Source organism: Prolixibacter denitrificans, assembly GCF_003014495.1.
Classification (GTDB): domain Bacteria; phylum Bacteroidota; class Bacteroidia; order Bacteroidales; family Prolixibacteraceae; genus Prolixibacter; species Prolixibacter denitrificans.
Genome location: NZ_PYGC01000007.1, coordinates 159312 through 171289, shown reverse-complemented (window position 1 = coordinate 171289; position 11978 = coordinate 159312). Strand labels below are relative to the sequence as shown.

Here is an 11978-nt window from a genome sequence, read left to right as displayed (position 1 = left end):
TTATCAGTAGATTAAATTCTTTCTAAATAAAGATGCTTCTAACAAATATTACACTAATTTTGAGGCGTTATTAATAAGCGGTTTCCCGACATTGAGATGAATCATTACTGGTTGTAAAAAAGTGTTAATAACCAGTAGGATGAATATATAATAAGCATCATTAGATGATTGTCCGGAGGACTGAAAAATTTTAAAGGTTATTGCTTGCAATACCTTAATTGTCAAGTTAAAGATACTATGAGTAATACATTTGGTTCGGAAATAAAAAACGAGTTTCGGGCTGTGAATATTGAGAGTGTCACACAGCAGAAGAAACAGCTGGACTGGATAAACAACCACTTAAAAGGGGAAAGTTTTATTCCCGGAAAATACTTCGTGCATGCCGAGCAGCAACAAAAAGGCTCAGACGATAAAAAAGTTTCGGTGACCATCCTGTATGGAACTCATACGGGACATAGTGAGGATATTGCATACCGTCTTTTCGACGTTGCAGAAGCTTCAGGCTTCGAAGCGGAAATTTTCCTGATGGAAGAGTACAGCTACCCGGAAATAGCCAATGCGCAAAATGTGCTAATGATTCTTCCAACGCATGGTGAAGGCGATCCGCCGGTGAACTCGGTTGATATGCTGGCCTACCTGAGAGGCGATGAATGTACATCACTGGATGGTGTAAACTATGCTGTGTTGGCATTGGGCGACAAAATTTATAAAAGCTACTGCAAGGCTGGAGTCGATTTCGATGAGGTGATGAAGGAACGGGGGGCCAACAATATTTTGCCCATCGTAAAGTGCGATGTAGATTATGAAGAAGATGCCGCGAATTGGATTAATACGGTATTGCAGGTTGTCCGTGAGGTTAACGGAGCATCGGGCAGTGAGCCTGTGGCTGAAGTAGCCGAGGATACCAACGCAAAGGATACCGGTTATTCGTGGCAGAATCCATACTTTTCCCGCGTTAAGCGGAAAGTACGTTTATCTGGCGAAGACTCGCTGAAAGACGTTTATCACGTAGAGCTCGATATTGCTGACTCCGGTTTTACTTACGAGCCGGGTGATAACGTGGGCGTATTTGGAAACAATCCGGCCGAATTGGTGAAAGGTATTCTGGAGCATACCGGTCTGGATGGCCAGACGGAGGTAGCCTTAAAAGACTGGTCGCTTCCGCTGGAAACAGCATTGCGCAACCGTTTAGAAATAAATGTTCTTACGAGTCACATGCTGGCCAGCTATCATGAGTTAACTAACAATGAAGCATTAGGTGATTTACTGGCTGATGAAGATAAGCTGGATGAATATTTATATGGTCATGATGTATTGGATATGTTGATTGATTTCCCGGCCAAGCTAACCGCCAGTCAGTTGGTGAGTGTTTTGCCTGAGTTGTCAGCTCGTTTGTATTCTATTGCATCCAGCCAAAAGATTTACCCGGATGAAGTTCACATCACGGTAGTAGCGGTACGTTATCGGAACCGGGATCGTGACCGGAAGGGAACCTGTTCAACATTCCTGACCGACCGGATCGAAGAAGGAAGTTGGATTCCGATTTTCATCGATCGCAATCTTGGCTTTAAAATGCCGGAAGAATTGGATGCACCGATGATCATGGTGGGAGCTGGTACCGGCGTTGCACCGTATCGTAGCTTTATTCAGCAGCGAAACGGTGATCATGCTCATGGAGATTCGTGGTTGTTCTTTGGCGACCAACACAAGAAAACAGATTATCTCTATCGCGAAGATTGGGAGAACTACAGACAACAAGGGGTTCTGACAGAGCTTTCACTGGCATTCTCGCGTGACCAGGAACAGAAAGTATACGTTCAGCATCGAATGGTAGAAAAGAGCAAAGAGCTGTACGATTGGCTGCAAAAAGGAGCTTATCTCTACGTTTGTGGTGATAAGACCCACATGGCACACGATGTTCACGAAACACTCAAAGCGATAGTGGCTTCTGAAGGCGGTCTTGAACCTGAAAAAGCAGAAGAATTCCTGAAGGAACTGAAGAAACAGAAGAGATACCAAATTGATGTTTATTGATTGATATTTTGCTGCCAGCCGGGTGCTGGTATTGAAAAAGGAGGGTCATTTGACTCTCCTTTTTTTATGCCGCGATGTTTTTAGGGATAGAAGTTGTGGCTTTTCATCTTCATGAAAATGAATTAATTTAGATTGATTGGAGTGTGTATTCGTTGTTGTAATTCGGTTCGAAAAACAAACCTAAATAACGCCGAAATGAAACATCCACTCAAGCATTGGTTCGCGTTTATTTTTCTTGCAGGGGCTCTTTTTGTTCCCCAGCTTTTAAGTGGTCAGGGCTTATACACAGAACCCGAGAATGACCTGGATCGGAAAGTCCAGAGGTTTCTCATTGCGCACAAGAACAGTTGGCGCGATATGAATATTCCGCGGTATGACGGAAAACTGCTTTTCAAACTCATTGTCGACAATAACTATAAAAAAGCTGTAGAAATAGGAACGTCCACTGGCCATTCCGGAATATGGATTGCCTGGGCTTTGAGTAAGACCGGAGGAAAGCTGACTACTTTCGAAATGAACGAACGGAGATACCTGGAGGCGCTCGAGAATTTTAAGGCTGCTGGCTTATCGGATTATGTCGATGCCCGGTTAGGGAATGCCCGGGAATTGGTTCCACAGTTGAAGGGGGAATACGACTTTGTTTTCAGTGATGCCGATAAGAATTGGTACACCAATTATTTCAAGGCGATGGCGCCAAAGTTGAAAATCGGTGGTTGTTTTACCGCACACAACATCAGCAAGAGTGGCGGATATTACGGAACCGGCGATTTTCTCCGCTACGTCGAAAGTCTCCCCAATTTTAAAACTTCGGTAGAGGATGGCGGAGGAGGTGTTTCCATCAGTTACAAAACAGCAAAACCTTAAATAGTGCTTTCGCAGGAAAATCATTTGCTACGACGGAAACTGGGATTGTTGGCCTTATTGAGTATGGTGGTCGCTAATATGATTGGTGCCGGGATATTTACATCTTCCGGGCTCATTATGGCTCAACTGCGAAACCCATATCTTCTCATCATATTGTGGATATTCGGGGGTTTTATTGCTTTGTGCGGAGCTTTGGTGTACAGCGAACTTGGTGCAGCGATGCCCGAAGCTGGTGGCGAATACGTCTTTCTGTCCAGACTTTACCACCCGTTGCCCGGATTTCTCAGCGGCTGGATTTCATTTGTGGTCGGCTTTTCGGCCCCGATAGCCGCTTCTGCTATTGGTTTTAGCGAATATCTTGTGCAGGGAATACCTTCAGAATGGCCCGTATCGCAAGTTCTTTCACAACCGTTTTTTCTTAAAGCAATCGCCGTTGCAGTCATTCTTCTTTTCACATTAGTTCATATCCGGGGAATAGAGAGCAGTGCACGCTGGCAAAACTTTCTGACTATTCTGAAAGTCATATTGATTGCCGGATTAATATTGGGTGGCTTTATCTGGGGAAAAGGGAGTTGGGAACATTTTTCGATGGAACTAAGCACAGAAGTTGGTCCCGGTTGGCGAAGTATCGGTCTTTCGCTTGTCTGGATTATGTTCGCCTATAGCGGATGGAATGCCGCTACCTATCTGGGAAGCGAAGCATTCCGACCGCAGAAAAACATACCGCGTTCGCTGATTTTCGGAACTCTTATTGTCGTTTTATTGTACCTCTCGTTGAACACACTTTTCATATATGCCATCCCTCCCGACAATTTTCAGGGAGAGGTAACCGTTGGAGCAACAGCTGTCATCCATCTTTTTGGCAGTAGTGCCAAATACATACTATCAATTCTTATTGCCTTCGCTTTGTTTTCATCCATTAGCGCTTTCATTGTGCTTGGGCCACGTGTTTACTATGCCATGGCAAAAGAAGGCTACTTTTTCCGCTTTGCAGCCCGTGTGAGTCCCAAATACCATGTGCCGGTGCGCTCTGTCATTCTGCAGAGCAGTGTATCGGTAGTAATGGTCTTAACCGGTACATTCGACCAAATACTAACTTTCATGGGATTTGCCCTGGGAATCTTTCCGATGATTGCTGTGTTAGGCGTGTTCCGGTTACGCAGGTTGAAGCAATCCGATTACCGGCATCCCGGCTATCCCTTCGTTCCCGTCTTCTATACTTTGGCAGCCTTGTGTATCCTCGTTCTCACAGCTATCGAACGCCCCTTTGAATCCTTTGTGGCTATAACGGTTATTCTAATTGGAATTCCTGCCTTCTTCCTTTTCAGAAGAAAAAGAATCTGAAGCTGTTAAAGTTTCACGCACCAGGCGGCCGATTTCTGTAAATAATATATTTTGCAGATATATAGCTATTTATGGTCACGTTATTTTATTCGGTGCACATAATAAATAAAGAATTAATTGATAATAATAATTATGAATGGATATTTCTTATGTGCTGTAATTCAGTTTTTAATGTCCGTTTTGTAGAGTTTATATGTATTTGCAGAGGTGATTATCCCTGGTTCCTTCCGCCGTATTTCACTAAAGAGATTTCTTGTATTAAACAAATTCGATATTATAGTATAAATAGAAGAAAATCAATATGTTAAAGTTTTCACAAAATTATTCGATTTTGGGAGTACTACATTTTTTTTGGTGTGAAAATAGCATACATTTCATTGTTATTTAAACCAAATAAAAATAGTTATGAAAAAGTACATGTTCCTTTCAATGTTCCTTTGTTTTCTACTGGCAGCTCCGAGTCTGCTGGCAGAAGATTCAGTAAGGATTCCTCTGATAGGGGAGAAAGCACCGTCTTTTACGGCACAATCAACACAAGGATTGATCAATTTCCCACGCGATTTTGGGAGAAGCTGGAAGATTATCTTTAGCCATCCACGGGATTTTACTCCGGTTTGCTCTTCGGAGATTATGGTTCTGGCGCAGATGCAAAAGGATTTTGAGGATTTGGGTGTCAAGTTGATGGTGATTTCATCCGACACGCTCATGCAGCACCATCATTGGGTCGATGCTATGAATGAGCTTCGGTACAAAGACCAGGCCCCGGCCAAAATCAACTTTCCGTTGATTGAAGACAATCGCTATGTTATCGCCCGGAAGTACGGAATGTTGCATCGACCTGTCAGTACTTCCGAATATGCGCGCGGTGTGTTTGTTATCGACGGAAAGAATATTGTTCGCGCTGTGTTCTTTTATCCTCATAGTATTGGTCGTAATATGGACGAAATCAAACGCACCGTTATGGCCCTCCAGACAACCGATAAAGAGATGGTGTACACTCCGGCCAATTGGTACCCCGGTGATGACGTCCTCGTTCCTTATTTTCCGTATACAGATGAGGAGTTAAAGGAGAATCCAAGTATTGCCGACAGGTTTTACAACGTTGGTCATCTGATGCATTTCAGAAAGGAATAAATATATTAAACCGAACCGGTGAAAATTATACTTTCACCATTATTTCCCCCTCAAAAAACTCCCACTATCCCTGACAATACCGGTTTTTAAGGAGTTTGTTTTCCAGGACAGGAAAATATCCGGTGATTTCTACAACACAGCTTTTTGGTATTTCATTTTAGTTAATCCCTGCGACAGTCTTGGTAGAGAGATTACAGGTAAGCTATGTATCGACCCAAAACACTCCTTGTGTAACCAGGAGCCCTGCTGAATAGGCGGGCTCCCTTTTTGTTTTACGGCTTTTACTCATCAAGCGGATAATTGCTGCTTTCTGTTATTTTTGTGTTGAGAAAGGAACCTAAACTCTTTCTTCCACGCACTAAACAGAATGAAAAAAAATCTTACGGGAGACCGCTTCACAACGTCTCAGCATAATTTCACCGCTTTTCTTTGGCATGCCGCGTTTCTGGCTTTCGCCCAAAATTTCATGGACATCGATACGGTAATCCCCGCCATGTTGATTGAGGCCGGGGGAAATTCAGTCCATGTCGGTATCATGTCCGCTATTTTGCTCGGAGGTTCCAGCTTTACACAGATTATTTTCGCCCCTTACCTGAGCAATCAGTCACACAAGAAGAAATTTCTGCTGCTGGGAATTAACTCACGAATACTCTCGTTGCTGGGGCTGGGCCTGATACTTTACTTCTGGCAAGCGGGCAGTGGTTTTCCCATTTTATGGATGATATTCCTTTTCATTACGTTGTTCGCGTTAGGAGGAGCTTTTGCCAACATCAGTTACACCGATATTCTGGGTAAATCCATCGAACCGGTTGCCCGAAAGTCTTTTTTCTCCTCCAAGCAAATCATCAATGGAACCATCGTGTTGTTATCGGTTTTGGCAGCGCGGCAAGTGCTCGTGTCGAGGCCATACCCGGTAAACTATGCGTTTATGTTTTTCATTGGTTTTGCAGCGCTGTTTATCGCTTCGCTGGGATTCTGGTCGATCCGTGAAACAGTTCCCTCACAAACACGGATATCAGGAGTACGTGAGTTTATTGATGTAATGAAGCAGGAACTGAAGACCAATCCACGGTTAAAGTACTTTCTCGGTTTCATCAATACACAAGGCATTGCCATTGGTTTTCTCCCTTTTGTCATTCTGTACGCAAAAGATATTTACGGTACCGAAAGCAGCGATACCGGCTTCTTTTTAATTAGTAAAGTGCTGGGCAGCGTGGCTGTCTCGATGCTGGTATTTGCTTTCCGGAAACACGTTCGTTACCGGTATCTGCTCTATTCCAATGTTATCCTGGCTCTAGTGATGCCATTGCTCATCATGCTGCCTGGTGGAAGACCGTCATTCTTCCCGGTATTTATCATCGGCGGGGTAGTGTACGCTATGTATTCCATTGCCATGAATGGCGTATTGCTGGAAGTGTCGGGCAACGATAACCGGGCGTTGTACGCAGGATTTGCCGGTGCTGGTAATATCATTCCCGCTTTGTTTCCCATCGTTGGCGGGTGGCTCATCAGTCAATTCGGATTCACGGTATTCTTCAATTTGTTCATGGCCATTGTATTGTTCTCGCTCTTCTTTGTTTACAAGATTAACTGTCAGAAATAATAGTACCGTCAGAGCGCTTACGGGTGTTTTTAAACAAGGTTGAAACTCCAACGAAGTACATTACTTTTGTTCCCCGAACATAATTTGACGATTATGAAATATCATCGTTCGGTTGGCGGATTCATCGGTACTTCACAACGGGCTTTTCTGTTTTATTTTCAGCGCAAATTGAAGATTTTTCGATTACCTGATAACCAGTTATGGGAACCTTATTTCATTCCGCAGGACGAACGTGTACTCCAGGTTCAAACTTATCAAAATAGAATCATATGCTTTATTTCATGATTGAAGGGACGTTTTATGACCCGCTTCCGGTTGAACCGGACGAATTGCAAAAGTTAATCAAAGGACATCTGACTTATCTGCAAAAAGGATTCAATGAAGGTTGGATACTTTTCTCCGGACCTAAGGCGCATTCCGGTGGAGGCGTTATTCTGATGAAGGCGGAATCGCGGAAGGAAGTCGATGATTTTCTGGAAGAAGATCCGTTCCAAAAAGCAGGAATACAGGAATATCATGTGGTGGAGTTCCGCTTTCACGACGGCCAGGAAGGGGTGAAATCCTGGTTCAGCTAAGTCTTCGGAAGAATTTAAAATTCAGAACAGATTTATGACGATTCACAAATCAAGCAAATACTTCATCGCTGTCACTTCCGTTTTATTGGCCTTTTTGACAGCTCTCTCACCATTCGGCATTGATACGTATTTGTCTGCCATGCCGGTCATGGCCAAATCGTTTGGTGTTAGCATTCATCTGATTGAGATTACGCTGACGCTATATTTCCTGGGATTTGCTACCGGGAATGTATTTGGTGGACCGATGTCTGATTCTTTCGGTAGGAAAAAAATAGCGTTAACCGGCGTTTTATTATACGGATTATCATCAGCCAGCATACCGTTCGCTCCCAATGTCGAGATGGTATGGCTGTTAAGAGCCACACAGGCATTCGGCGGCGGTTTCGCCTCGGTCACTGCCATGGTTTTCGTGCGCGACTGGTTTGAGGGAAAGCAGGTGGCTAAACTGGCGACCCTTATCGGGATGATCATGATGCTGGCACCGTTGTTTGCTCCGGTTATTGGTTCGTTTCTGCTTGACTGGGGAGGCTGGCATTCCATCTTTTTCTTCCTGGCCGTTTATGCGGCGGTGTTGTTTCTTATTTTCCTTGCGGTGATGCCCGAATCACGTCATCATACCCATTTGACGCACCGCATTACCAAAGAGCAGCTGATCGGGAAATACCGGATATTCTTCAGCCATCGTCGTCCGGTTCTGATGCTCATGACCATTAGTTTCGCTACGGCGGGCATGTTTACCTTCATCACCAGTTCCTCTTTTATTTACATAGAATACTACGGTTTCACTCATCGCGTTTTCCCCTTGCTATTTGGTTCGAATGTGGTTTTGTATATCGCGTTGTCGTTGCTCAATAATTGGCGGTTAAAAAATAAAGAGCCCGAGCAAATGATGAAATTAGGGCTTATCATTCAACTAATTGGCGGTGTTTTGATGTTGGTTGGTGTTTCGCTTCATCATCCGCCTTTCGCGCTTGTTTTTGGAGCCATTGTGTTGTTTGTGGGTAGCCTGGGATTGATATTCGGTAATGGTACAGCAGTAATCCTAAATCTGATGCCGGAGATTAGCGGCTCGGCCAATGCTACCATTGGAGTGTCCCGGTTCATTCTGAGCTTCATTGCGGGAACCATTCCGGCTTTGTTTCAATCGGGTGATCTGGTTCCCATTGGGGTGGTCATGTTTAGCCTGTCATTACTGGCCAATTTGTTTTACCTCTTGTTTAAGCGAAGCTAAATCTCTTCGAGACTACTTCTCTTAATTGGAAACAAAAGGTTTGGGCGACTGTTTTAATGGTGACTACCTGAATAATCGATCCAAAAAATGTGCATATGAAATACAGAAAACTCGGAAAAACAGAAGAGAAACTGTCGGCAGTAGGACTGGGCTGCATGGGAATGAGCTTTGCCTACGGACCTGCCAATGAGAAAGAGAGTTTGGCTACGCTGGACAGGGCATTGGAATTGGGAATCAACTTCCTGGATACAGCCGATGTGTATGGCAACGGGGCCAATGAAGAATTGCTTTCCAAATTGTTGAAGAATAAGCGCGAAAAAGTCTTTTTAGCGACGAAGTTTGGATTCCGTTTTCCGGAAGGAACCGGTTACGTGCCGAACGCCAACGGAGCCTACATTGACTGCTCTCCCAAGTGGATCAAGCAGGCGGTAGAGAAAAGCCTGACAAGACTGGGCATCGACACCATCGATTTGTATTACGCACATCGGGTCGACCCGAATGTGCCCATCGAGGAGACCGTAGGAGCGATGGCTGAGCTGGTGAAAGAGGGAAAGGTCCGTTACCTCGGTCTTAGTGAAGCTTCCGCTGAATCGATCCGTAAAGCAAATGCGGTGCATCCCATTCAGGCGTTGCAAAGCGAATATTCGCTGTTAACCCGCGATGTGGAGAATGAAATATTACCGACTATTCGTGAGTTGGGAATCTCGTTGGTTCCGTTCTCGCCACTGGCCCGTGGATTGATGACCAACAAACTGGATGTTTCCGGTTTGACCGATACCGACTTCCGGAAGTCATTGCCACGCTATAGCGGAAAGCACTGGGATAACAACCAGAAACTGGCAGCAGCTTTCGCTGAGTTAGCTGGTAAAAAAGGTTGTACTCCTGCTCAGCTGGCGCTTGCCTGGGTACTGGCTCAGGGCGACGATATCATCCCGATTCCCGGAACGAAACGTATAAAATACCTCGAAGACAATGCCGGTGCCGTGGATGTCGAACTTTCCGGCGCTGACTTAAACGCGATTGAAGCACTACTGAAACAGTATCCCGATATTGGTGCCCGGTACAGCAAAAAACTGGCCGACCAGGCATCGAAATAAGCCAGTCACGGCAAAATAATTGCATGTCGCCTGTTGATTCTTTAGTGAATGGCAGGCGATATCTTTGATATTTCGGGTAGCCTGATTTTGAAGATTGTTACCTTTCCGGGAATGCTTTCCGCTGAAATCGTTCCCTGGTGGCGTTTGACCAACTCTTTGCACAGGAGTAATCCCAATCCGCTATTGTTGCCAGATTTTTGAGGGGTTCCGTTATATTTCCTCAGAGAAAACAGCGTTGGTAGTTTCTCCGGTGCTATGCCACTTCCTGTATCTATTACTTCAATTAACAGGTTATTTTGTTTTTTCCGGGCAGAGACAGTAATCGAATCCCCGTTGCTGGTAAACTTCAGGGAATTCGATACCAGGTTTCGCAGAATAGTTTCCAGCATATAAGGATCTGCTGTCCACTCTTCATCCGGCGTTACCTCGTTAGACAGACGAATCCCATTTTCCCCGGCGGTGCTTCGATGAATGGAGTAGACCTGTTCGACAATCTGATGCAGGTTTACCATTGCCGGTTGGAAACGCATGGTTCCTGATTGTGCCCTCGACCACTGAAGCACATTGTTCAGCAGGGTTAGCAGATTTTCGGACGTTTCACAAATGGTTTTTGCATATGGGTGGTCAGTCTCTTCCACTAGTAAATCGGAAAAGCCGATTACCGTGCTCAGCGGTGAACGAATGTCGTGTGACAGAATCGAGAAAAACCTATCTTTGGCATCCAGGGTTTCCTGAAGCTTGTGCTGCGACTTTTTCAGTTCCTTTTCGTAATTCTTCCTGGCGGTAATATCCAGTAGCGCGTGTAGTATTAATTCTTCATCGTGTATTTGTACGACATTAGCTTCGTACAAGTAGATATGATGTTCGCCATTGGCCATTTTCCAGCAATATTCAGCACTTTTTGTTTTTTCTTTTGCGCGCTTCGGTGTGGTAAAGCCGATTCGCAACTTTTGAAATACTTCTTCTGCTTCATCATTCGCGGTAACTTCGAAATGCTGCTGAAAGGTCTGATTGATATAGATGATTTCGCCTGTGTGGATGTTCGACAGCGCTACCGATAAAGGTATATTCCCCAGTATGGTCTTATAACTCTCTTGCCGGCGGGCTAATTCCTCATTCGCATTTTGGCGTTCCAGAATTTTTCTCCGGACTTGCCAGGCAAAAAAGAAAATCAGGAATAAGTTGGTCAGTAAAACCAGGATACTTACCGCCATCGCGCGATGGAATGTTCTGGTAAAAATCTCCAGGCGGCTCTGCAGGATCTCTTTTTCCCGGCTGTGAAACGCAACGATGCTATCATCGAGCATTTTCAGGTATCTCAATTCCGGAATGACAATATGCAGTTGGTTTCCGTTCAACTGGTCGGGCTGGTAGCCATCCGGCAATGATGCTTTTTTGAGCGAATCGTTTAATAGTACAGTAATATTCTGCAGCCGTCGAATCTGTTCCGAATCGCTCGCCATCCGACGGACGTTGTTCAGCAGCCGCTCAAAGTTCGCGATGTGTTCGGCGGCGGAATCGCGTGCGAGTGAATCCTTCGAGAGGTAAAATTCGAAATAATGATTCCGGGCGGCCGTTAGTTGCGATTGCGCTCGAGCCATGGATGCCATAATATGATGTGTATAAGGCTCAAGCTTCGAGGCCTCCACGTAGTCACGTGTGGTAAATATCCAGTAAATGTCGATCAGCAAGAAGACGATCAATGTCAGACCGGTTTTTCCTAAAGCAAAGAAATTAAACCGTTTTTTAAGTCCGGGGGGACGCAAATTCATTTTTCTACAAGCTAATGAGTGGGCCGTTAATAGTTGAAAATGTATGGAGGCTAAATAATTGGGGCTACATCTAAATTTTAAGTCGGCTGCAAAGGAAAAATATTTTTTGTGAAAAAACGCTGATTTGTGACAAAATATTTTAGCGAACTACAGCACCCGCCGGATATCGCTGAACAAAGAAAAGAAGGGGGCCCGGGAGGGTGTTGAAATTCAGTAGATATTGAGGAGCAAAAAGGTTTCAATATTTCCGAATATTCATGCGGTAATGCTGGGCCCCCATGGAAATAAAAGGCAATTAGGAGCACGTTAACCCATCGAAATACA

The 11978-nt window shown here is 44.7% G+C and carries 9 protein-coding genes; 8 read left to right on the top strand and 1 reads right to left on the bottom strand.

From position 1 onward, the window contains the following. The first annotated feature begins 237 nt into the window (after positions 1-237). From CLV93_RS14075 to CLV93_RS14035, 8 genes are all read left to right on the top strand, one after another. Positions 238-2034 carry a diflavin oxidoreductase gene (locus CLV93_RS14075; protein WP_106542843.1) on the top strand — a complete coding sequence of 599 codons (1797 nt, stop codon included), beginning with the start codon at positions 238-240 and terminating at the stop codon, positions 2032-2034. Between the two features lie 195 nt (positions 2035-2229). Next, on the top strand, positions 2230-2898 hold the full coding sequence (locus CLV93_RS14070) for an O-methyltransferase (protein WP_106542842.1): 669 nt from the start codon (positions 2230-2232) through the stop codon (positions 2896-2898). Positions 2899-2901: 3 nt separating this feature from the next. Further along, positions 2902-4242: an APC family permease gene (locus tag CLV93_RS14065; RefSeq protein WP_106542841.1), complete on the top strand. Its 1341-nt coding sequence runs from the start codon at positions 2902-2904 to the stop codon at positions 4240-4242. 405 nt (positions 4243-4647) lie between these two features. After that, positions 4648-5376: a redoxin domain-containing protein gene (locus CLV93_RS14060; RefSeq protein WP_106542840.1), complete on the top strand. Its 729-nt coding sequence runs from the start codon at positions 4648-4650 to the stop codon at positions 5374-5376. Between the two features lie 367 nt (positions 5377-5743). Continuing rightward, entirely contained in the window at positions 5744-6979 is a 1236-nt protein-coding gene (locus CLV93_RS14055) for an MFS transporter (protein ID WP_106542839.1), read from the top strand. Positions 6980-7248: 269 nt separating this feature from the next. After that, positions 7249-7554: a YciI family protein gene (locus CLV93_RS14045; protein ID WP_106542837.1), complete on the top strand. Its 306-nt coding sequence runs from the start codon at positions 7249-7251 to the stop codon at positions 7552-7554. A 34-nt stretch (positions 7555-7588) separates the two neighbouring features. Next, complete coding sequence (locus CLV93_RS14040) at positions 7589-8785, top strand: multidrug effflux MFS transporter (protein ID WP_106542836.1); 1197 nt, start codon at positions 7589-7591, stop codon at positions 8783-8785. A 95-nt stretch (positions 8786-8880) separates the two neighbouring features. Next, positions 8881-9882 (top strand): aldo/keto reductase, encoded by a 1002-nt coding sequence (locus tag CLV93_RS14035; protein WP_106542835.1) that lies wholly within the window; start codon positions 8881-8883, stop codon positions 9880-9882. Between the two features lie 41 nt (positions 9883-9923). Here the strand turns inward: CLV93_RS14035 and CLV93_RS14030 are convergent, their stop codons facing one another. After that, positions 9924-11654, bottom strand: a complete 1731-nt coding sequence (locus CLV93_RS14030; RefSeq protein ID WP_106542834.1) for a sensor histidine kinase — start codon at positions 11652-11654, stop codon at positions 9924-9926. Positions 11655-11978 lie beyond the last annotated feature (324 nt).

What these genes read in the sequence shown, in the direction of transcription:
- CLV93_RS14055 (WP_106542839.1), top strand. Translation starts at nt 5,744, where the DNA reads ATGAAAAAAAATCTTACGGGAGACCGCTTCACAACGTCTCAGCATAAT.
- CLV93_RS14040 (WP_106542836.1), top strand. Translation starts at nt 7,589, where the DNA reads ATGACGATTCACAAATCAAGCAAATACTTCATCGCTGTCACTTCCGTT.
- CLV93_RS14030 (WP_106542834.1), bottom strand. Translation starts at nt 11,654, where the DNA reads ATGAATTTGCGTCCCCCCGGACTTAAAAAACGGTTTAATTTCTTTGCT.
- CLV93_RS14070 (WP_106542842.1), top strand. Translation starts at nt 2,230, where the DNA reads ATGAAACATCCACTCAAGCATTGGTTCGCGTTTATTTTTCTTGCAGGG.
- CLV93_RS14035 (WP_106542835.1), top strand. Translation starts at nt 8,881, where the DNA reads ATGAAATACAGAAAACTCGGAAAAACAGAAGAGAAACTGTCGGCAGTA.
- CLV93_RS14060 (WP_106542840.1), top strand. Translation starts at nt 4,648, where the DNA reads ATGAAAAAGTACATGTTCCTTTCAATGTTCCTTTGTTTTCTACTGGCA.
- CLV93_RS14075 (WP_106542843.1), top strand. Translation starts at nt 238, where the DNA reads ATGAGTAATACATTTGGTTCGGAAATAAAAAACGAGTTTCGGGCTGTG.
- CLV93_RS14045 (WP_106542837.1), top strand. Translation starts at nt 7,249, where the DNA reads ATGCTTTATTTCATGATTGAAGGGACGTTTTATGACCCGCTTCCGGTT.